This window comes from Hymenobacter sp. YC55 (genome assembly GCF_029433095.1).
GTDB lineage: Bacteria > Bacteroidota > Bacteroidia > Cytophagales > Hymenobacteraceae > Hymenobacter.
In genome coordinates this window covers 2530553-2552451 of sequence record NZ_JARNTX010000001.1, presented here as the reverse complement: position 1 = coordinate 2552451, position 21899 = coordinate 2530553, and the positions used below count along the sequence as shown (strand labels likewise).

20 protein-coding genes and 1 pseudogene are annotated in these 21899 nt (G+C 53.6%); 5 read left to right on the top strand and 16 right to left on the bottom strand.

Annotated features, from left to right (window positions below; translation table 11 throughout):
- The first annotated feature begins 46 nt into the window (after nt 1-46).
- Complete coding sequence (locus P1X16_RS10810) at nt 47-844, top strand: hypothetical protein (protein WP_277228667.1); 798 nt, start codon at nt 47-49, stop codon at nt 842-844.
- A gap of 13 nt (nt 845-857) precedes the next feature.
- Here the strand turns inward: P1X16_RS10810 and P1X16_RS10805 are convergent, their stop codons facing one another.
- Nucleotides 858-1268 (bottom strand): thioesterase family protein, encoded by a 411-nt coding sequence (locus P1X16_RS10805; protein ID WP_277228664.1) that lies wholly within the window; start codon nt 1266-1268, stop codon nt 858-860.
- Nucleotides 1269-1513: 245 nt separating this feature from the next.
- On the opposite strand from P1X16_RS10805, the gene P1X16_RS10800 reads away from it, so the two are divergent.
- Both P1X16_RS10800 and P1X16_RS10795 read left to right on the top strand, forming a co-directional pair.
- Nucleotides 1514-1705 (top strand): cold shock domain-containing protein, encoded by a 192-nt coding sequence (locus P1X16_RS10800; RefSeq protein ID WP_022824769.1) that lies wholly within the window; start codon nt 1514-1516, stop codon nt 1703-1705.
- A gap of 399 nt (nt 1706-2104) precedes the next feature.
- Nucleotides 2105-4015 carry a DEAD/DEAH box helicase gene (locus tag P1X16_RS10795; protein ID WP_277228660.1) on the top strand — a complete coding sequence of 637 codons (1911 nt, stop codon included), beginning with the start codon at nt 2105-2107 and terminating at the stop codon, nt 4013-4015.
- 272 nt (nt 4016-4287) lie between these two features.
- Here the strand turns inward: P1X16_RS10795 and P1X16_RS10790 are convergent, their stop codons facing one another.
- The 3 genes from P1X16_RS10790 to P1X16_RS10780 form a co-directional block, all read right to left on the bottom strand.
- Complete coding sequence (locus P1X16_RS10790) at nt 4288-4731, bottom strand: PA2169 family four-helix-bundle protein (RefSeq protein WP_277228657.1); 444 nt, start codon at nt 4729-4731, stop codon at nt 4288-4290.
- A gap of 117 nt (nt 4732-4848) precedes the next feature.
- Nucleotides 4849-6099: an NAD(P)/FAD-dependent oxidoreductase gene (locus P1X16_RS10785; RefSeq protein ID WP_277228654.1), complete on the bottom strand. Its 1251-nt coding sequence runs from the start codon at nt 6097-6099 to the stop codon at nt 4849-4851.
- Between the two features lie 229 nt (nt 6100-6328).
- Nucleotides 6329-7186 carry an NAD(P)H-binding protein gene (locus tag P1X16_RS10780; RefSeq protein WP_277228652.1) on the bottom strand — a complete coding sequence of 286 codons (858 nt, stop codon included), beginning with the start codon at nt 7184-7186 and terminating at the stop codon, nt 6329-6331.
- Between the two features lie 388 nt (nt 7187-7574).
- Here P1X16_RS10780 and P1X16_RS10775 point away from each other — a divergent pair, with 388 nt between their 5' ends.
- Nucleotides 7575-8447 (top strand): SDR family oxidoreductase, encoded by an 873-nt coding sequence (locus P1X16_RS10775; RefSeq protein ID WP_277228649.1) that lies wholly within the window; start codon nt 7575-7577, stop codon nt 8445-8447.
- 78 nt (nt 8448-8525) lie between these two features.
- On the opposite strand, the gene P1X16_RS10770 is transcribed toward P1X16_RS10775, so the two are convergent.
- Both P1X16_RS10770 and P1X16_RS10765 read right to left on the bottom strand, forming a co-directional pair.
- Nucleotides 8526-9353, bottom strand: coding sequence for a DUF1571 domain-containing protein (locus P1X16_RS10770; protein ID WP_277229538.1), 828 nt, complete (start codon nt 9351-9353; stop codon nt 8526-8528).
- Nucleotides 9354-9559: 206 nt separating this feature from the next.
- Nucleotides 9560-9859, bottom strand: coding sequence for a hypothetical protein (locus tag P1X16_RS10765; protein ID WP_277228646.1), 300 nt, complete (start codon nt 9857-9859; stop codon nt 9560-9562).
- Nucleotides 9860-10028: 169 nt separating this feature from the next.
- Here P1X16_RS10765 and P1X16_RS10760 point away from each other — a divergent pair, with 169 nt between their 5' ends.
- Nucleotides 10029-10784 (top strand): glycosyltransferase, encoded by a 756-nt coding sequence (locus P1X16_RS10760; RefSeq protein WP_277228643.1) that lies wholly within the window; start codon nt 10029-10031, stop codon nt 10782-10784.
- 3 nt (nt 10785-10787) lie between these two features.
- Here P1X16_RS10760 and P1X16_RS10755 read toward each other — a convergent pair whose 3' ends face one another.
- From P1X16_RS10755 to P1X16_RS10710, 10 genes and pseudogenes are all read right to left on the bottom strand, one after another.
- Nucleotides 10788-11276, bottom strand: coding sequence for a hypothetical protein (locus tag P1X16_RS10755; protein WP_277228641.1), 489 nt, complete (start codon nt 11274-11276; stop codon nt 10788-10790).
- 12 nt (nt 11277-11288) lie between these two features.
- The gene (locus P1X16_RS10750) at nt 11289-12584 is read right to left on the bottom strand and encodes an amidohydrolase family protein (RefSeq protein WP_277228638.1); all 1296 of its coding nucleotides are present in this window, start codon (nt 12582-12584) and stop codon (nt 11289-11291) included.
- Complete coding sequence (locus P1X16_RS10745; protein ID WP_277228635.1) at nt 12568-13236, bottom strand: hypothetical protein; 669 nt, start codon at nt 13234-13236, stop codon at nt 12568-12570. Before P1X16_RS10745 ends, P1X16_RS10750 begins: the two co-directional genes overlap by 17 nt.
- A gap of 67 nt (nt 13237-13303) precedes the next feature.
- On the bottom strand, nt 13304-15565 hold the full coding sequence (locus P1X16_RS10740) for a S46 family peptidase (RefSeq protein WP_277228631.1): 2262 nt from the start codon (nt 15563-15565) through the stop codon (nt 13304-13306).
- A 345-nt stretch (nt 15566-15910) separates the two neighbouring features.
- Nucleotides 15911-16000, bottom strand: a pseudogene (locus tag P1X16_RS10735) (DUF1232 domain-containing protein); the annotation flags it as partial.
- A 429-nt stretch (nt 16001-16429) separates the two neighbouring features.
- Entirely contained in the window at nt 16430-17026 is a 597-nt protein-coding gene (locus P1X16_RS10730) for a DUF433 domain-containing protein (protein WP_277228629.1), read from the bottom strand.
- 32 nt (nt 17027-17058) lie between these two features.
- On the bottom strand, nt 17059-18246 hold the full coding sequence (locus tag P1X16_RS10725; RefSeq protein WP_277228627.1) for a hypothetical protein: 1188 nt from the start codon (nt 18244-18246) through the stop codon (nt 17059-17061).
- A 255-nt stretch (nt 18247-18501) separates the two neighbouring features.
- A complete protein-coding gene (locus tag P1X16_RS10720) occupies nt 18502-19350 on the bottom strand; it encodes a GMP synthase (protein ID WP_277228624.1) in 849 nt (282 codons plus the stop codon).
- A gap of 239 nt (nt 19351-19589) precedes the next feature.
- Nucleotides 19590-20687 carry a carboxylate-amine ligase gene (locus tag P1X16_RS10715; RefSeq protein ID WP_277229534.1) on the bottom strand — a complete coding sequence of 366 codons (1098 nt, stop codon included), beginning with the start codon at nt 20685-20687 and terminating at the stop codon, nt 19590-19592.
- Nucleotides 20688-20868: 181 nt separating this feature from the next.
- A complete protein-coding gene (locus P1X16_RS10710; RefSeq protein WP_277228621.1) occupies nt 20869-21897 on the bottom strand; it encodes a hypothetical protein in 1029 nt (342 codons plus the stop codon).
- Nucleotides 21898-21899 lie beyond the last annotated feature (2 nt).

Sequence of the window (21899 nt, the reverse complement as noted above, 5' to 3'; positions counted from 1 at the left end):
TATTAGTATATAAGAAGATCTGTGAATCTATCTAGGAAATATAAACATGAAATACATATTCTTCTTTTGTGTGCTTTGCCTCACAGTGTCTTTCCGTGAAAATAAGTTAGTGAACACTGTTCATAACACAGATAAAATTAATATTGGAAGAAGTAGTGAAAAATGCCTGACTAATTTTGTTGTTAATAGCCATATAATTAACTCTGTAACTAATATATCAAATGATGTAAATACTTATAATGATGTGTTAAATGATTTAATATATAATCATTTCTATAGCCGTTTCCTTGGTAGCTCAGCTCGTAAAGTATATGAGGGAATGTCTCCAAGCAAATTTGATACAGCTATAATGCATAGAAGGCAGCGAAATATGACCCAAGATTTATTAAAAAATAAAGCTAGGCTTTGTGTGATTTATTTAAATAAAGATACGCTTAATAAAAACTTTACTATAAAATTGGATGGCGATGAAAGGTTCGCATCAATATTGAAGAATATAATTGCTAAATATGATAATGACATATCCAAGGTGTTAGATAAATTGTCTGCCAGAGAGCAACGCTATAAGCCGAGCGATTTTCATGTTCAAATAGCTAAAGTTTCTGCTGTTTATGGTGTTAATAAAATATACGATAAATATGGTGAATCAACTAATAGAAACGATGATTGTATAGTTGGAGTTGTTTCTATGTCTAAAATCGTGTTTAATAAGGAAAAAGACAAGGGGCTGTTGTACTACGATTTTTTCTGTGGTAATAAATGTGCAAAAGGAGAAATTATTGAAATTTTAAAAATTAATAATAGATGGAAAATTATTAACGCAGTTCAGCTTTGGGTTTCATAAAGAAGTAGATATACTACACTGGCCCCCACAACCGCTCCACTAAGTCTGGTGTCACCCGCACCGGGCGTTTGGTTTGCGGGTCCAGAAATGCCCACTGCGTTTCGGCTTCGCAGAGCAGCTTGTTGTCGGCGGCGCGCTCGATGCGCACGAAGCGCTGACTTTGCGCGCCGCGCACTTCACCTATCCACGTGGTACAACGCAACTCGTCGCCGAGCAGGGCGGGATGATGGTAGCGGATGCGGTGCTCCAGCACCACCCATATATAGGTGTGGCCTTCGCTCGGTGGATAGGCCGTGCGCCAGTGCGCTGCGGCCGTGTCTTGCACCCACTGCACGTACTGTACATTGTTGGCGTGGTTTAGCTCGTCAATGTCCTGTGGCTGTACCGTGATGAGGCGCGAGAAGCGGAAGGCAGGAGTTTCCATACAAGAGGGGATAGGCGGCAACAGATAGGGCAAAGGAACACAGAAACGCCCGTCTGGTACAGTTTAGCCTTACGCTCTATTCACGATATAATATTGTGAGATTAAAGCACGAAGTTGGAAACTTCTTCTATCTTTGAGGCAGTTTAAGAAAAAGTGGTTTACGCAGTCCAGTTGAGTACTTTCGTAAGGAGGGGAAAGCGGAGTTGAGTGCTGCTTTCTTAAAAATCATCCATCACAAAAGTACCATGCAGACAGGAACTGTAAAATTTTTCAATGAGACCAAAGGTTTTGGTTTCATCAAAGTGGACGAGACCGGCGAAGATATCTTCGTTCACGTTACCGAGTTGATCGACGAAATCCGCGACAACGACAAGGTTCAGTTCGAAATTGCTCAAGGCCGTAAGGGTCTGAACGCCGTAAAAGTAAAGTTGGCTTAGTCCATCTCCTTTTCGGATACGATTGAAAAGCAGGCTCCAAAGAGCCTGCTTTTTTTGTGCCTTCTCAGAGTAGCATGCTGTACCAGAGCTACAATGAAAGACTAGCTTGCTAGCGTACTAACCTTAGTTTTTGAAATAGTACTGTGGAGTTCAAAAAGCCTTTTTCCACTAAAACAATAACTGTAGTATAGCTATTGCGTAGAATTATCGCTACCTTTGCAGCCGCATTTGAGAACGGCCTCGTTCCGCGCAGCTTGTAGCTGCCTAAGTAAAATTTGTTGGCCGGCTTTGTCTTCCGTCCGTTGCTTCCGTCACTTGTCGTTGTGAGAGAGTGGGAGAAGAGCGTCGCTGAATTTGCTGTTTTCAGAGCGTAGTGTCTCCACTCCATCAAACACAAAAATGGAAAAAGTAAGATTTGAAGAGCTTTCGCTCTCAGAAGAAATGCAGCGTGCTATTTCGGAAGTAGGCTATGAAGAAGCCTCCCCGATTCAGTCTGCTGCCATTCCCGTGCTGCTCGAAGGCCGCGATGTAATCGGCCAAGCGCAGACGGGTACCGGCAAAACTGCCGCCTTCAGTATCCCCGCTATTGAAAACATTGATACCAACTCCCGCGAGGTGCAGGTATTGGTATTATGCCCTACTCGCGAACTAGCAGTTCAGGTTTCCGGTGAAATCCAGAAGCTAGGCAAATACAAGCGTGGCTTGGCCGTGGTGCCCATCTACGGTGGTAGCTCCTACGACCGGCAGTTCCGCGCCTTGGAGCGCGGCGTACAGATCGTAATTGGCACGCCTGGCCGCGTAATGGACCACATCGAGCGTGGTACCTTGAAGCTTGAGCATTGCAAGATGATCATCCTCGACGAGGCTGACGAAATGCTGGACATGGGCTTCCGCGACGACATCGAGACGGTGTTGAAGCAGATGCCTGAGCAGCGCCAAACAGTGTTCTTCTCGGCTACCATGAGCAAGCCCATCATGGACTTGACCAAGCGCTACCAGACGGACCCGCAAATCGTGAAGGTGAACCATCAGGAAATGACGGTTACCAACATCGAGCAGAGCTACTTCGAAGTGCGCGGTCCGCAGAAAAAAGACGTGCTGACCCGCCTCATCGACATGTACAACATCAAGTCGGGCATCGTCTTTGCCAACACGAAGCGCATGGTCGACGAGATTGTAGGTGATTTGCAGGCCAAAGGCTACTTCGCCGAAGGCTTGCACGGCGACATGGGCCAGCAGCAGCGCCAGAATACGCTCGACAAATTCCGCAAAGGCACCCTAGAAATCCTGGTAGCCACCGACGTAGCCGCCCGCGGCATCGACGTGGAGAACGTGGAAGTAGTAGTGAACTACGACTTGCCTGCCGACGAGGAATACTACGTGCACCGCATCGGCCGTACGGGCCGGGCCGGTAAAACCGGTAAAGCCTTCACCTTCGTGAGTGGCCGCGACATCTATAAGTTGCGCGACATCATGCGCTTCACCAAGGCTACTATCAAGCAGGAGCGGGTGCCGTCGTTCGAGGATGTGTCGGAGGTGAAAACCACGCTCATGCTCAACTCTATCAAGGACGTCATCACCAAAGGCAACCTCGATAAATATGTAGCTCGCGTGCAACGCCTGCTCGACCAAGACCAGGAAGATGGCATCACGTCGTTGGATGTGGCTGCTGCGCTGCTGAAAATGACAATGAAGGAAGACAAGCGCGCTCAGGAAAGCCTGGACGCTAGCCGCACGCAGGGCGCTGCCCGCCCCGGCTACACTCGTCTCTTCGTTACGATGGGCAAGAAAGACCAGATTCATCCCCGCGACATCGTGGATCTGATTGCCGAGAACACTAGTCTGACGGCCGCCAAAGTGGGTGACATTTCGCTCTACGACAAATTCAGTTTTGTAGAAGTCCCCTCGGAGTTTACGGATGAAGTCGTTACGCAACTCGGCCGCACCAGCATCAACGGCCGGCCAGTATCCTTCAACGTGGCCACGCCACGCCAGGAAGGCGACGCGCAGCAGCAGGGTGGTAGCTTCGGCGACCGTCCTCGTCGTGGCCCCGGCGGATTCGGTGGCGGCGAGCGGCGCGAGGGTGGCTTCGGCGGCAACCGCGGCGGTAGCTACGGTGGTGGCTACAAAGGCGGCAACCGCGAAGGCGGAAGCGGCTACGGTAGCCGCGAAGGTGGCTTTGGGGGCAACCGGGGCGGTGGCAGCTATGGCGGCAACCGCGGTGGTGGTAGCTATGGTGGCGGTAGCCGCGGTGGCAGCAGCACATACGGCGGTGGCTACAAAGGCAAGCGCGACAACCAGGGTGACTAGTTTTCTGTCTTCAGCTAACTCATTTTAGATCAAACACAAAAGCCCCCTCATTGAGGGGGCTTTTGTGTTTTAGCAGTGCTTAGCACGATTATAGACTTTGTCTTGAGCAGAGTAATTAGTCTCATTATGCTTGGCGCAGAGTGTAACAACTGTCGTGCAATGTCTTAAGGATTAGAAGGGTAGTCAGTGTATTGTAGGACCGACTGGAAAGTAAAAAAGCTACCTCATTGAGGTGGCTTTTTTATTAACCCAAAAATCCGGAGAATCGAAGGTTACTTGGATGCGTTGCGCAGGGCTTTGATTTCGTCGTGGCCTTGCTGAATGCCTTGGTATTGCTTTTCAATGATAGACTTGAGCTGACCTGGCAGTTCGGCTTTCAAAGCCGTCTGGTAGGCTTTTACAGCGTAGTCTTCGCCACGCTCGCACTCGTTAAGAATGCTTTCACGGCTCTTGCTGGTCACAGCAGCTTTCAGGTTGATGAAAGCGCGGTGAATAGTACCCGTGATAGAGCTGTCTTCTTCAGCCTTTAGGTTAAGCTGGTGCATTTGGTCTTCTAGTTCTGTGAGGTAACCGTCGCGCTGCACGGCGTATCTCTTGAACACCTCTTTCAAATCTTGGTCCTCTACATCGGTGAGGGCTTCAGAATAGCCTTTTTCGCCATCTTTCAGGGTTTCGAGTAGTTCGTTGAGGACGGCTTGAGTTGCTTTAGCTTCCATGAGAAGTAGTGTTAGGTAAGGTGGTTGTGCCTTACTTTACTGCGAAAGCCAATGTAGGGTTACGAGAGCTTCTGTTCTAAACCACTAGTGAGCCCTGTAGCGCCTTATGGCAGTTCCTCAACTTACAGCCTCACTTTTCACTTCGGCCATAGCTCGACCGGCTAGGAATCCGGTAGTCCAGGCAGCTTGGAAGTTGAAGCCACCGGTGATACCATCAATATCGAGCACTTCGCCGGCGAAGTAGAGGCCGGGTACGCGCCGGCTTTCCATCGTTTTCATGTTGATTTCGCCGAGTATCACGCCGCCACACGTTACAAACTCGTCTTTGTAGGTGGTTTTGCCGCGTACCGGAAGTGCCGTATTAAGAAGAGCCTCAATGAGTCGATTTTGCGGCTTGGCGGGCAACTCGTTCCACCGTACTTCGTCGGTGACTCCGGCTTGTTCGGTGAGAGTGCGCCACAGGCGTTGGGGCAAGCCAAACAGGGGATTAGAAGCTACTACTTTCTTGCCGTGCTGCTCCCGGAACTCCCGCAAATAGTGCCGCAACGAATCTTCGTTGTGCTCTGGTATCCAATTAATAAGGGCAGTGCTTTGGTAGCCAAGCTCGTGCAAGCGGCGGGCTCCCCAAGCCGACAGTTTAAGTACTGCAGGCCCGCTCACTCCCCAGTGCGTCACCAGCACCGGGCCTTCATATTCCAGCTTTTCGCCGGCTACCCGCACCCGCACATGGGGCACGCTCACTCCTGGTAGCTCCCGCAGCGGCGACTCCGGTACGTTGAATGTAAACAAACTAGGTACCGGCTCTTGAATGCTGTGCCCTAAGGCTCGTAACCACGCATACTGCTCCGACTTGGGCGCGCCACCAGTGGCAATCAACAGCTTGTCGACAATCATTTTGCCGGCATGGGCTCCGGTCAGGTGCAGCCGAAATCTGCCTTCTGGCAGCGGCTCAATTGTGGAGGGAGACGTTTGAGTGAGGATGCGCACGCCAGCTTTGCGGGCCGCATCAAGCAGGCACTGCGCCACGGTTTCCGACGAATCCGTGACGGGAAACATGCGGCCGTCGGGCTCGGTCTTGAGGCGCACGCCACGGCTTTCAAACCAGCGGACAGTAGCTTGCGCATCGAACTGCCGAAACGGCTCTTTGAGTTGCTTGGCGCCGCGCGGATAATGCAGCACGAGCTGCGCAGGCGTATCGGCGGCGTGGGTCACGTTGCAACGTCCGCCGCCCGAAATTCGCACTTTGCTGAGCAGCTTGTTGGTTTTCTCGATTAAGTAAACAGTTTGATGCGGATTGGCCTCGGCACAGGTAATGGCCCCGAAAAAGCCCGCCGCTCCACCGCCAAGTACGGCTACCGAAGAATTCATTTCTTTCACAAACACAAAGATACGACCGATGCAGCGCAAGCTTCTGCTAGCTCACAAAGCGTCTTCATTAGGCCAGATGCAATAACACAGCTTACACGGGTGCATACCCGCCTCACATAAGCATAGAACACTATTCTGCTACGCTTTGTGCCAATGGCAATGCGCTTCGTTGGTTTGTGACTTGGAAAGCACGAACTGTTGGGTACAGGCCGAAACGGGTGCAGCGTGGTTAGCAGTAAGCTAATGCGGCCACCAAGTCGTCGTGGCGGAAACGGTAGTCGGTGGTGTTGCGCAACAGGCTGGTATCGATAGTTTTGCCGCTGGCGGCTTCGTCGCAGAAGGTAGGCGCTTCGAGGCCCAAATGGGCAGCGGCAGCAGGGTAAAAGTCGCGGCGGGTGGGGTGATGAGCGGCGCAGGCATTGAAGGTGTACCCCCATACCTTCTCTTGGATGATGTGCCGCAACAAGCCCACGCAGTCGTCGAGGTGAATCAGATTGACGGGGGCGCTGCCTTGCTTCAGCTCGTGCCGGCCGGCCAGGAAGCGGCCGGGTGGCCGTTCGGGGCCAATCAGCCCGCCGAGGCGCACGACTGTGGTGAGCCACTGCCCACGCCGGGGCGTGAATTGACCTTCGGCGCGGAGTAAGTCAGAAGAGGCGTCGGGCGAGGAAAGGGCGTCGGCTTCGCGCATGGTTCGGGGCTCGTTGGGATACACGCCCGTAGAACTTACGAATAGCACGTGGCGCACCCCAGCTGCCGCTACGGCGGCTCCTACAGGCCGCAGCAACGCCGGATAGGCGCCAGCGGCGGCGGTGCGGGGTGGCACGTTCAGCACCAGTACGTCGGCATCATGCAGCATAGCGTGCAAAGAGTCGGCGTCGGTTTGACTGAACTCGGAACCCAAGCGCAGCAGGTATGGCCGGATACCAGCATCACGGAGCGTGAGCAGTTGTGCGGGCGTAGTAGTAGAACCATTTACGGTGTACCCATCGGCTACGAGGGCTTGCGCCAAGGGCAGGCCTAGCCAGCCACAGCCCAGGATGGCAATGGTTGAAGTCGGAGAAGAAGAGGCGGAAGAGTTTGTCGTCATGCGAGGTAAAGGTGAGGAAATTTCTTTCGCGTCCTAAAAGCCAGCATTGCCAACCACCAAGCCGCACCGTCACGAACGGCTATGATAGGAGTTTTTTTGAACTTGCCCGGCCTCTAATATCCTGAAAACCAAATTATAGAAAGAAGGCCGTAAGTAAAGTGCATTTTCTTTGCTACAACCAGCTGTAGCTCAGCCCTGAGTTGAAAAGCGGCCTTGCAGATCCAAGGAGAAGCGCAGACATGGTTGCTGCAAAGACTAGCGCATAGCTACAACAGAAACCGCTATTACTGGAATAAGCAGTTTATTTGAGCTACCGTATCAGTCCCAACTTTTAAAGGCCAAGACTATTCGGTCCTAGACTTTCACTTTCTATTCCCACCCCTGCTTTATGGCTGCTCCCTACGCCCAACCCATGCTCCGCGACAACGCACTCCAAGGTAAAACCATCGTCGTAACGGGCGGCGGCACTGGCCTTGGGCGCGCCATGACCACTTATTTTATGCAGCTCGGTGCCAATGTGGTCATCAGCAGCCGCAAGCTCGATGTACTGGAAAAAACCGCCGAAGAACTACGCCAGCAAACCGGCGGGAGCATCCTGGCCGTGCAATGCGACGTGCGCAAGTACGACGAAGTAGAAGCCTTGCTGCAGAAAACCATCGATACCTTTGGGGGGGTGGATGTGCTGCTTAACAACGCAGCCGGCAACTTCATCAGCCCCACGGAGCGGCTTTCGCACAAAGCGTTTGATGTGATTGTCGACATTGTGCTGCGGGGTTCTTATAACTGCACACTGGCCTTCGGGAAGCGCTGGATAGCAGACCAGAAGCCGGGTACCATCCTCAACATTGTGACGACGTATGCCTCCGTCGGCTCGGCGTACGTGGTGCCTTCGGCGGCGGCCAAAGCGGGCGTGCTGGCCATGACCCGGTCGTTGGCCGTGGAGTGGGCCAAGTATGGCATCCGCTCGAACGCCATTGCCCCCGGCCCTTTCCCAACCGAAGGCGCCTGGAGCCGGCTGTTTCCTGATCCCCTCGCCAAAAAGCTGGACCCCGCGGCCAGTGTACCCCTCAAGCGCGTCGGCGACCACCAGGAACTCGCGAACCTAGCGGCCTACATGGTGTCGGATTTTGCGGCCTATATGAATGGCGAAGTCGTGACCCTGGATGGGGGCGAGTGGCTCAACGGTGCTGGCGAGTTCAACAAGCTCGAAGCCATTCCGGCCCCGATGTGGGATGAAATTGAGAAGACAATGAGGAGATAGTAACACGGTCAAAACAAAAGAACGTCCTGCTGCGCTAGTCGAAGCAGGACGTTCTTTATTATGCGGTCTGTTAATGCCCTAAAACTTATACTCCGAAAAGTCCTTGGTGAATTCTGCCGCTGGAATGGGTTCGTTGGCAACGATATTGCTGAACTCGAACTGTTCGAACAAGCCTTTTTCGTCGTGAACCCGCACCAGAACGGGTAGGATCAGTTTCTGGTCGACGCAGACCAGGGTTCGGCGGCCGTAGCTATTGGGTACTTGCAGCGTTTTGCCAACGGGTATGGCAGAGCCCGGGCTGATGCCGTTGCGCTCCATGACGCGGTATTCGCCGCAGCCGAATTTGTCGGCAATGCGGGCGGGCGTGTCGCCGGCTACGGCTGTGTAGGATACATAGCGGAACTGCGGATACTCGGACCGCAGTACATAGCACGGCCGCCCAGCGATGGTGGAGTCGCCAACGTAGCGGAAGCTGCGCTCATAGCTATGGTCGCGGCGCTGATTGGAACCATGAATAAGGCCAGCAATGGTACCGAAACCGGCGTCGAGGACGCTGTGGTGCTGGTTGCGGCGCATAATCGTGCCGTTGGGGTCGAGGCTGAGTGTCACGTAGGGGAAGCTATTGGGATACACCCAGGCGTCGCCGTCGTTCTGGCCTTCCACCCACAGCACTTCCACGCCCTTAATCGTATTCTTGAGGTACACGCGCTGCGGATTGAAGGCCATCTTCATATTCGTGCGGGCCGGCTGGTATTTGCCGTTGCTAAGGCGCTCCTGGGCACGCACGTTGCAGCGTAGCGTCTTCAAATTGGTGATGGAAGTGGTAAGGCGAGTCATCAATTGCTCGGTGGTTATGCGGTCGGCATCGGGAGCTGCGGTCTGCACCAAAGCAGCTCCTAGAGTCACCGTTGCCAAAGGAAAAAAGAGCAAAAGCCCCAAAAAACGCGTCATAGAAAGATGATCGTAAACAAAGCTAGCCCGATGGCAATGGCCCGCCTTATGCACAAACCGGGCCGGAGAAAAAGGAGTGATGAGGTAGTGAACGTATGAAACGCTGGGTTCAACAAGGTGTTGGCGCCGTTGAATGGTAATCCACTGTCTCACAGGTTCACTTAATTCAAGCTGATAGGCGGAAAGCGCGAGCTGACACTATCGAAGATGAATAACTCATTGATTTGCACATCGGTGAAGAAAGGATAAAGCGGAAACTTCTGCACTACCTGCCGAATGGCCTCGGTGTCTTGGCCGTTCATTGTTATCCAGCCTTGGGTGCGGTCGGCACTGATGGCGTAGGCTTCCACAACGTTTTCCTCGATGAGCCGGTTGATGACCATGCGGTGCCGAGGAATAAGGGCTACAAAGTCATCAGTGAAAACCACGGGCAACTGGAGCGTAACCATGAACTTGGCCATATAGAAGGGCTTAAGAGCCAACTAACGCCCGTCGGACACACAAAGTTGACCGGTGGCCACACAGCAGGGCAACTTTTTCCATTATCTAACAGAATAAGAGGGGCAGCTCCGCAGTGAAGTACTTCACAAACCAGCACGTAGGCTGCTATTTACTTCTTGTTCTCGTACTATGCACTTCACGGTCATCACGCCGACTCATAACCGCCGCCAATTTCTGCCCGAAGCCGTGGCCAGCGTCAACGCCACCGTTACCGCCCCGCTCGATATTCAATTCGAGCACTTCATCCTGGAAAATGCCAGTACCGATGATACTGCCGACTGGCTGCGCACTGCCGAGCAAGACGGCGGACCGCTCCGGGTTATCAGCCAAGCCAAGAAGCTCCAGCCTGGGCCAGCGCGTAACATCCTCATCCGCGAAACACCTGCTGAATCCTGGCTTGTTCCCCTCGACGACGACGATATTCTCCTTCAGCGCTGCCTCTTTCACTACGGTGACCTAATTGAGCGCCATCCTGGCCAGCCGTGGTTTGTGGCCGACTTCCTGCGCGTAGACGAAGAACGCCGCTACTTACCGAACGAAGACTATTACGCCTGGCGCTTCGACTCGGCTCCGGACATGCTCAAGGCTATTTTCAAAGCCGAGCACTTCATCCAGGGCAACGTCTGCTACGCCCGCAGCTTGTTTGATGAAGTAGGTGGGTACGACGAAGAAATCGAAATGGCCGAAGACCTCGACCTGTACGTGCGTTTCCTACTGGCGGGGCACCTGCCTGTCTTGTCGCCCCACATCAGCCACCTGCACCGCTTTCACACCAGCAACGTCAGCATCGGAGTTGATGCCGACAAACACGGCGCCGACCTACGCGTGATTTACGACAAGTACGCCGACCAACTCAAGGCGCTAGGAGTAGAGCGGCCGGGGTAGGAACTACCAGATTTTCCACCAAGGTCTAGCATTAACTTTAGCCTGTTTGGGACCAATATCTGCAAGTATCTGTGGATTGCTAATCTCTAGATCCTCTGGTTGACTACCTGAAATGAGTGCAGAATTTACGGCTTGTGTTTCGGCACTCCAAAGTGCTATGGCAACATGTAAATGTTCCGTCCAAGTCTGATTGGTAACGGCTTGCTCAGCGCAAAGTAGGGCTGCTTGATATACCGGCTCCTCGCTTAATAAATAATCATGGGGCCTTTTGTTATTAGTGTGCAGTGTATAATGCTTCGAAAAACTCACTGGAAGGTTTTGCATCAGCACACGACCAAAGGCTAAAGGCACGAAGGAAATTATCTGATTTGCTAAGTGAGCATCGACTCCAGTGCTAGTTAACTGATTGTAAATAGTTTCCTCTGTTGCTTCTGCTTCCACGAAATATGGAAGCGTTGCCTCAATTAAATTTTTGGTTTCTTCCTGTTGCATAGCGCGAATTAATTATTTGACTTCCACGCCGCCTTTCAGCACTAGCTTCACTTGCCGGAGGGCTCCTACGTCCTGCGTTGGGTCGCCGGCTACGGCTACCAGGTCGGCGAGCAGGCCGGTTTGGATGCGGCCCCGGTCGGGGAGTTGGAAGATGCGGGCATTGCCGCTGGTGAAGCCACGTAGCACTTCCAGCGGCGTGAAGCCGTATTCGCGAGCAAGCAGTTCGGCCTCGCGCACATTATCACCGTGGGTGAACACGCCTACGTCGCCACCAACGGCTAGGGCTACGCCGCTCTGGCGGGCCAGCTTCACGCTCTCTTTCTTCTGACGGATGCGTTCGGGCTCCGGGTCTTGGCCTTTGCGGTAGCCCCGATACTGCGAAATAGCATCGCCGGCAGCTACGGTGGGGCAGAGGGCGACGCCGCGCTGCTTCATTAGCTTGAATACTTCGGCGGTGCCGCCATCGCCGTGCTCGATGGTTTGTACGCCGGCTAAGGTGGCGCGGCGCATGCCTTCGGGCGTACTGGCGTGAGCTACCACGGGCCGACCAGCGCTATTGGCGGTTTTCACGATAAGGTTGAGCTCGTCCTGCGTGAATGTGGGACGGCTCGGCTCGTTGGCACCCCACCGGTAGTCGGCGTATACTTTGATGATGTCGGCACCTTTGCCGATTTGCTCGCGCACTGCCCGAATGATACCATCAACTCCGTCGGCTTCTTGAGCACCTTGCGGCACTTCCACATCCACGGAAAGCTTGGGGCCGTAGCTACCCGTGGCCACTAAGGCACGCGTAGCTACTAGCAGGCGCGGGCCAGGAACAATACCTTGCTCAATGGCTTGCTTGAGGCCTACATCGGCGTAGCCAGCACCTTCCGTTCCCAGGTCACGGGCCGTCGTGATGCCGGCAGCCAGCGTGGCGCGTGCGTGAGCCGTGGCGCGCGCCACCCGCAGCGCTTCCGATTCGAGCAGCACTTGGTCGTTCCAAGGCGTTTCGTTGTAGGGGTGTAGCAGCAGGTGAGAGTGGCCTTCAATTAGCCCGGGCAGCAAGGTGAGGCCGGGCAGGTCAAGGGTGCGAGCACCCGCTGGCGCAGTTACTTGCGCGGCAGGCCCTACAGCCCGGATTCGGTCATTCTCTACCAGTACCGCCCAACCCGCATGCAGCGTTTCCCCATCGAAAACGGCAGCAGGGCGGAGCAGGAGTAGCACGGTAGCCGCAGTGGGGGGATGGGCTGCCAGGGGTAAAGTGACCAATAGCAGGAATAGCACCGCCGTGCAGTTCAATCGTATGGTATCAGCGAATCTTATCATGCAGTAGTCTGTGGTAAAAATGAGCCAGTTGGCGACCAGCTTTCTTGAACCTGATGGTTGTAGTAGCCTCTGTTGTATCGCGCACACCAGTTAAGTGGTGTAACACGGTGACCAGCTGTCGAGCAGCAGCGTGATTTGGAAGTTGAGCGAGAAGCAGCCAAGTATCGGCTGGAGTAAGTTGAACTTCCACTAAACCGTACACCGGATCATCTTCTCCGCCATTTGAGACAGTGCGCGTTCTTATAGCTCGAATATCGGCTAGCAACAATTCACTGCCAACTTGTAACGCACTGCCATTTGGATAATCGAAATGAAAATAATTATCGCCAGCTGCATACGTCAGTACAGCACTTCCTCCATGCTCCAATCGAATAATATGTTTACGGAACAGTTGGAGCACGGCTGCAAGCGCAAAAGCTATGCACAGAGCTTTAATCAATAAAGAAGAAAGCGGCCATAACTGAGGAAGCAAAACGACTGAGGCTGCAAACGGCCCCCAACGATAGATAAAGCCCACTGAGGTTAATTGTTCAGCGTGATAAGGATACTTCAACTCCAAAGCAGAGTATGAGTACCGTAGCTGAGTATCATCGTGATTTGCTAAAGTGGCTAGGTCGCGGAGTTGATAAAATAAGGTGCGGTTAAATGTCATACTTTAACCTACACAAAAAGCGTGGTCCTTTATGCAGACGAAGCTATTGCAAGCAGATGCTGAGTAGTTACCCAGCTTTGGCCGTGCTTGGCTGGCGCTTTACTTTCACCTTCTTTATTTTCTTATCCGGTTCTGGCTTGGCGTCGGTCGGGTTGTTTACCAAGGTCATTTCGTTTACTAAGTGCTTGGCGCCGGCAAACTTATCTATCACGAACAGCAGGTAGCGCACGTCGAGCGTGATGTTACGGACCCGATCGGGGTCGAACATGATGTCGGACATGGTGCCTTCCCAATTACGGTCGAAGTTGATGCCGATTAGCTCGCCGCGGCCGTTGATGACTGGTGAGCCGGAATTGCCGCCCGTGGTGTGGTTGGTGGCAATGAAAGCAACGGGCACGCTGCCTTTGTAGGCATAGGGGCCATAATTTTTAGTTTGGTACAGCTCGGCGAGGCGGGCAGGTACCTCGAACTCCGGGTTGGTCGGGTCGGCTTTTTCTATGATGCCGTCGAGCGTGGTGTAGAAGTCGTACTGAGTGCCGTCGGCGGGGGTGTAGGGCTGCACTTGCCCGTAGGCGACGCGCAGGGTGGAGTTGGCATCAGGGTAGAACTTACGCTCGGGCTGCTGCTGGCGCAAGCCGGCCATGTAGGTGCGCTGGAGCAGCGCAATGTTGTCGGTGGCGGCGGTATAGGTGGGCAGGATGGCCGTGCGGTAGTTGCCGACGATGGCCGCCGCCAGTTGCGCGGCCGGGTCGTCGAGCAGGGCACGCGCGTCGCCTTTGGCTACTTCGTTGACTACAGCTTGGGCATTTTCATTGGAAGTCAGGCGCGACTTGGTGTAAAGCTGCGCCACGTAGGCGCTCCAGCCGTTGGTGCCGGGATGCTGCTTGGATAGGTTTTTGACGTAGGCTGGCAGCAGGGCCGCGGGCGTACCGTTGGCGTAGAGGGGCAGCAGCGCGGTAGCTACTTTCTGGTCAGTCGAGGCGCTGTAGTTGCGAAAGAAGTTGGTGGTACCGGTCCGGGCTTTGGCGGCGGCCGTAGCAAGTTCAGCAGCCGGTACTTTTTTCTCGGCCAAGTCAGCCAGGGAAAGCAGGCTATTGGCGTAGGCTATCAGCTCGATACCTAGCGCGGCCTCCGTCACGTAGTCGCGGGCCAGGGTGTAGTCGCGCGCGGCGGTGTAGCTACGCTGCATTTGGGGCAGTAGGGTGCCGTAGGCGGCTTTGCGGGCTTCGTCGCCGCTGTTGGCCCACTGCTGGAAGGCTACTTCCTGCTGCTGCTTGCGGGATACGGCGTCCAGCTTTTTCAGCCCCCGGTTCTCGCCCATCCACTTTTTCCAATAGTTGGCAATACTAGCATACTTGGCCGCATACTGGATTCGTACCTTGTCGGAGGCCTGCATGTCGGCGGCCAATATCTTCAGCTTCGCGTCGCGCACCTTGATTTTGGCGGGGTTCGATACCGAGTAAGTTTCTTCTACGCCCCAACTGGTGAGGTATTCGTTGGTGCGGCCCGGAAAACCGAAAACCAGCGTGAAGTCGCCGGGCTGCACGCCAGCCAGCGAGATGGGCAAGTGGTGACGGGGCTTGAAAGGGACGTTGTCTTTGGAATAGGGCGCGGGCTTGTTATCGGGGCCGGCGTAAATGCGGAACACGCTGAAGTCGCCGGTGTGGCGGGGCCAGGCCCAGTTGTCGGTGTCGCCGCCAAACTTGCCGATGCTGCTCGGCGGCGCACCCACCAGTCGAATGTCCTCAAACACCTCCGTTACGAACAGGTAGTACTCGTTGCCGTTGTAGAAGGGCCGGATAAATGCTTCGTAATGCGTGCCTTGCACTGCAGCCTGCCCCACGCGCTGGATATTGGCCTGCGCCATCTTCTCCCGGTCGGCTTCCTGAATGTTGGTGGTTGGAACGCCGGCCAGTACCTGGCTGGTCACGTCTTCCATCCTGATAATGAATGTAGCCGTAAGGCCCGGATTAGGTAGTTCTTGCTCCCGGTTCATAGCCCAGTACCCCTTGGTGAGGTAGTCGTGCTCCAAAGAAGAGTGCTGCTGAATCTGGCTGTAGCCGCAGTGGTGATTAGTAAGCAGCAAGCCTTCGTTACTTACGATTTCGCCGGTGCAGCCACCCCCAAACTGAACCACGGCATCCTTCAAGCTACCTTGGTTGATGCTGTAAATTTGGTCGGCGGTGAGCTTGAGGCCCTTTTTCTGCATGTCGGCCTCGTTGAGTTGCTTGAGTAGCAGCGGCAACCACAGGCCCTCGTCGGCGCGAGCATCTAGCAGAAAAGAAACAAGCACCAGAGCCAGCAATGCCAGCCGCAAACGTAAAATCATAAGTAAGTGGATGCGTAGAGGAAGAACACAAAAATAGCGGACAAGCGGCTAGCCGGTATGGTTCCGATGGGAGTTGCGCAACACTAAATCAAACTAAAACGCCCAACCTTAAAAGATTGGGCGTTTTTAGGTTGTGGAAACTATCCACTTGAAACGGAAGAAGCTAGCTGTTTAGGAGTGACCCATTTCCGCTACGGCTGGTAGATTTTCCGCGTTGGTATTGGAAGCGGCGTACACTGGCGCAACACTTGCGGCCGGAACATCATCGGTTTCGTCGGTGGGGTTAGCGGCTTCCCACTCACGGAAGCGGCGGATTTCGTCCTGGAATTTCTCGACAAACCAGCTAATCAGTGCCAAATCATCTAAAAAGCCCACAACGGGTATAAAGTCGGGCACGAGGTCGATGGGCGAGAGAGTGTAGAGTAGCACGGCCAGCCCAGCGATGATGGTGGTAGTATCGATTTGCCGGTAGCTGCCGCTGATGTAGTTGCGCACCAGCCGCACTAGCGTGCGAGCTACATCGAACACTTGCTTGAATTTGTTGTCGCCGCTTTCCTTGCTGGCGAGCTTGTTGGCTACCTCATTGAGTACTAGCACGGCCCGGAAGGGGCGGCCCAGGAGTTTGCCAGCACGGTTGAGAAATACGCTAAATAGTGCGTTTTTGGAAATAGAAAGCCCTTTTTCGACGAGAGAAGACATATGATGAAGTTTTCTCCGGGCTTACGCGGGGAAGGCAGGGGAGGTTATTAGGTGGGTAGAAGAAGGGGTTGGGAGTAACGTTGGCGGCTCGTTACTGTAGGAGGATTCAAGGTTCGGTTAACACAAGCCAATTAGTTAACTATTACCTGCTGACTCTTGTCACTTCTAGTGCGTGAAATGTTCCTTGTAAAGTCGGTCTGCTCGTTTCCAGTTGTCTTGTTCTTCACCATCCGCCTCACCTTCTTGCTGCACCCTTAATGTACAATTGTGGTAAAACTTTATTGGGCTATCTTTTACGCACTGCAAAGTCCGGCAATAATGTAGCGCCTGTTTGATTTGCTGAAGCGTAATGCCATAATCCTCTGCTGCTACATGAATACTATCATTCATGTCAACTTGGCTAACAATGTCACCAACAGCAAGCCTTCTACCATCTAATCTTGGTTGTCCCCACAAAATCTTCTCAGTGAGAACTATTTCAGGAAATTGATTATGGTTAGATAAAAGCCAAAGCTGTTCGAATTCTTCCTTCTTAATCTGAAAAAGCTCAAATTCTTCCTCAAGCGGTACCTCCGCAAGTCCGCCAAGATTATCTTCTAAGTATTCAGTATTATATTTTAATACCTGTCCTTTTTCAAATAGCTGTAGTTGTCGTACAACATTTAATTGGTCATTAGTCTCAAAATAATAATAAGATGCTCCCCAACTATCTGTCAGGTCATTCCCAGTTGTCTCGTTCCAATATCGTTTGAAGTATTTCAAAGTATTAAAGCGCCAATCAGTTGCAACTTTTTCTACTCGAAAAAGCACACCGAGCCACCAACCCAGTCCTTGTTCTTATTGAAGTCCACGCCTATCATGGCGCCTCGGCTGAGGCGGCCTAAGTTGGTGAGCAGAGTGGGGCGGGCGTCGCCGTCGGGCCAGCCGTAGAGCATGCGGATTTCGCACTTCACTAACCCGTCAGGCGACTGAATAACGGGCTCGTACTGTACTTTACGCTGCAATAGGAAATTGTGCTTGTCGGGTATGACTTCCAGGTCGGCGGCCGTGACGTCGAGTTTTACGCCGCTGCCCGCGAAGGAAAACAGGGGCTTGAGCACGTAGTTTTCCAGGTCGGTAGGGTAGGCGGGCAGTTCGTCGAGGCGGTAGCTTGGAGGAATGTAGGGGCTTTGGAGCAGCGGCAACGTGTACTTGCTGATGCGGAAAAACCAGTTGGGGTGCCCTACCCATTCCACGTCCACGTCGTCGGTCAGCTCAAACTCGGTTTCGAGGCCCGGATAATGCGCTAACTCATCGAAGATGACCCGGTTGTAGATGCGCTTGATAGGAATACGGCGGCTAGCTTGCTCGTAGTACAGCTGCCGGCCTTCCTTGCGTACCTTGGTTAAACACACGGGCGCCACGCCCAAGGCGCGCTTGGTCAGTTCGAAATCAATCCGTGTCTTCTGTTTTTCCGGAAACAGCTCCAGCAGAATAACATTCTCCGGGTTCTCGTCGCCAACAATCAGCTCCCGAAGCTTCTCTATGTAGTCATCGGAGCTAGGGCCCTGAAAAAGGTGCGAAACCGAATCGGGCACGGGAAAGAACCGGCGGTAAACGCCCTGCAAATAGTCCTGAAAGGCATACAGCGAGGGAAATCCTTGTAGCTCAATAAGTTGCGGCTCAAGCTCCCCGCTTGCATTCCGGCAAACCGCGTAGTCAATGGCCAGAAATGAAGTGTGCGCATTCTCGTTCGGCACGCGAAGTGCGGGCGGCACCGCTTGTTCGGTACGGGCCTTAAAGTCGGGTGCCGTCAGGACATCAATAATGCTTTCACCGGCCTCTACCAGCTTATTCCGCAGCGTTGCCGGTACAAAAATCGGCGTTTCGGCCAAGCGGAACTCCAACTGACCCGGCAACTCCTGTTCTATCGTGCGCAACATTTCCTGGTAGCGCTCGGGGCTAAAGGCTTGGTTGTAGCGGGCGCGGAGTTCGGGAATCATAACTTGGTTGTGGAGAGGTTTATTGGAAGGATATAAACGCCTTTGACTAATTCGTCATACTGAGCGCAGTCGAAGCATCTCGCGTGCTGACGTTGCCAAAGTAACTGTCATGCTGAGCGTAGTGCAACGAAGCCGAAGCATCTCGCTCGAATCGTAGGGCAAGCGTTAGGGTTTACCACACTAGCGAGATGCTTCGGCTGTGCTCAGCATGACAATAGTATCACAACGTCAGCACGTAAGTTCTTTATGGAAGGCCTAATACGTGACGCCGGCGGGTTGCTGCTCAGTGGCAGTTGGAGCCAATACCGTTATGGCCTGTCGTAGGAAAGTTGGAATCACGAGAGACTCCGTCAGCTCAATGGTTTCGGGGTCTTGGAGCAGGCGCACCATTTCGTCGTATTTCGCTTCGCCGTGGTTGGCAATGATCTGCTCGCGCTTCTCGGTGGTTTGGAAGTGACGCAGCATGCCTTCGCCATCGGCTTCAGGGTGAAACTGCGTGCCGATGATTTCGGGCGTAAAGCGGATGGCCATGATGGCCCGGTCGAGGGGCACGTGCGGGCGCTCTTTTTCCATGGCCAGAATTTTGATACCCAATTCTGCCAAATGACCCTCGTTGGGCTCAGTAACCTGATAATCGCGCGAATCGACGGAGAAGAAGGGCTCAGGAAGAATGTGCAGCAAAGAATCAGCTTGTCCGTCTTCGGTTTTGTGCATAGGGAAGATGCCAAACGAAGTGGATTTGCGCTTACTCAACAAGCCTACCTTTAAATGCCGGCTGACCAGCTGAAACGAGTGGCAGATCAGAAAAACGTGCTTCTTCTGGTCGTGTTCCCGGTTCCAGGCAAACAAGCTATCGATGAGCTCGAAATAAGGTTTTTCCCAGGCTTCATCGGTTGGGAGAGGACTGCCCGGGCCGCCGCTGGAAATGAAGATATCGTAGCTCAGATCGGGCACTTCTACGTTGGCCCGCACATTGAATACATCGAAAGAAAGGCTAACGGGGCTGGTTTCTTGCGCCCGCCGCACGAGTTGGAGAATACAGCGCATGCCCTCATTGGGAGCATTGTTGTACATATCCAGAATGGCAATTTTCAGAGACTTCATATAGTAGAACCCGCCCGGTGGCTAGGGTATTTTAGAACAGTGAATTGGCTGCCTATATAAGTAGCAGGGGAGTGGCAGCAAAAAGCAAAAGTACAAAAATGAATATTGATCAGCTTTGAGCCAGTGCCAGCTTAGTTGACGACAGAAAACTTTCTGCTACAACCAGCTACACTGCCTCAAAACCGAATCGGAAAGGAGGGAAACGACATCCGGACGCCTAGCGTTTCCTAAATCTGTGATTATAAACCGTGGGTGGTTTCGTTTACAATGAAATCGACCACCTTTTTCAGGTCGTTGGTTTCCTTGAACACCTTGAGCTGCCGGTCGGCGCCGGTGCCCATTTCCAACATTTTGAGCACATATTCCACTTCGTGGCGGCTGCCAAGCTCGTCTAGCACGTCGTCGACGAAATCCAGTAATTCCATAATTAACTCCCGGGTTGGTACCTCCGATTCCTTGCCGAAGTCAATCATTTTGCTGTCGATGCCATACCGCGCGGCCCGCCATTTGTTTTCGTTGATGAGGGCTTTGCGGTAGAGCCGGAAATTGAGGTTTTGGCTCTTGAGCTTGTAGATCTTAGCCACCAACGCCTGCATAACGGCGGCCAGCGCCACAGTTTCGTCTACCCGCAACGGCATGTCGCAGATGCGGTATTCGATGGTGTCGAAGAACGGATGCAGGCGCAGGTCCCACCAAATCTTCTTGCCGTTGTCGATGCAGCCCGTTTTTACTAGCAGCGCAATGTACTCGTCGTACTCGCTGGCGCTGCTGAAGTAATCAGGAATGCCAGTACGCGGAAACCGCTCAAACACTTTGGTTCTAAACGATTTATAGCCTGTTTCGCGGCCTTCCCAGAACGGCGAGTTCGTGGACAAAGCAAAAATGTGCGGCAGAAAGTAGCGCAGCGTGTTCATCACATACACGCCCAGGTCCCGGTTTTCGAGCCCGATGTGCACGTGCATCCCAAAAACAAGGTTGGAGCGGGCGGCTTCCTGCAGTTCCTCTACAATCTTGTCGTAGCGGGCATCGGCCGTAATGGGTTGGTCTTGCCAGCGGGAAAACGGGTGCGTCCCGGCCGCGGCTATCTTGAGCCCGACTTTGTCGGCCAAGTCAATTACCATGCGGCGCAGGTGCGTTACCTGCTCGCGCGCCTCCCCAATGTTGTGGCAGATTGTGGTGCCGACTTCGACCACCGACTGGTGCATTTCGGCTTTCACCTGTTCCTGCAACACCACCTTGCCGCCCTCCACAATCTCCGACATATGGGAGCGTAAGTCACGGGTTTCGGGATCTATCGTCTGAAATTCCTCTTCTATTCCGAGCGTGAATTGGGGCAAGGTCATGGTTAAGGTGGTATAAGTGTAGAATAAGGTCAGTGTATTATGAACTACAAAAACGTCATGCCGAGCTTGCCGAGCATCTCGCGCGCTGATGTCAGATTAGTAATCCAGCGTCAGCACGCCAGATGCTTCGGCTGCGCTCAGCATGACGTTTTTGTACTGTTCGCTATGTTACAAGCTATTCTTTGTCTTTCTTTTTCGCTTTGGGCTTGGCCTCATCGTCTTTTTTCGACGCGGCTTTCTTGCTTGGAGCAACGGCCCCGCCCGCTGAGTTTCGTACGAACGTGCCCCACGTCAGGTTATCGCGGCCGGCTTTGTGGGCCTTGGCGCGGCTGATGGCCAGGTTGGCGGCGGCTTCTACCACCCACTCGAAATTCTGCTGACCTACAGAGTTCACATCGGCATCGGGAGCGGGGTTGCCGAAGTCGATAGCCAGCGGAATACCGTCGCGCACCGCAAATTCCACGGTGTTAAAATCGTAGCCCAGGCCTTGGTTTAGCTTGAGCACGTAGTCTTTCATGGTCGCCAGAAGCTTTTTACCGGCTTGGCCGGTGGTCTTCATTTCGGTGGCGTAGCGCAGGTGGGGCTCGTTGCGGGGCTCGTAGGGCATGATGAGCACGTCTTTGCCGCCGATGCAGTAGCAGCGGAAATAGTCCGTGAACTCCACGGCTTCTTGCAGCAGCATCACCAGCTGACCGGTTTCGTCGTAGGCCCGGAAAAACTCGTGTGGGTTATCGAGCTTGTACACGTTTTTCCAGCCACCGCCCGAATGAGGCTTCATGAAGGCCGGGAAGCCGATTTTGGCAAAGGCCTCGTCCCAGTTGGTCCATTCCAGGTTGCGGAACGAATTGTGGCTGGTGTCGGCGGGGCGCTCTTTCGAGGGCAGAAGCAGCGTGCGTGGCACCGGTACGCCAAGCTGCACGGCCAAGGCGTTGTTGAAAAACTTCTCGTCGGCGCTCCACCAAAACGGGTTGTTGATAACAGCTGTTCCCGTCAGGGCCGCGTTTTTGAGGTAGGCCCGGTAGAAGGGCACGTCCTGCGAAATCCGGTCGATGATGACGGCGTAATCGGTGGGTACCGCCTGCTCAACCTGGTTGATGCTAACGAATTCAGCCGCGAAGCTGCCGCCCGCTTTCTGGTTTACGCGGTCCACGAAGGCCTGAGGGAAGGTGTTCTCCTGTCCGAAAAGGATGCCGATTTTTTTCATAA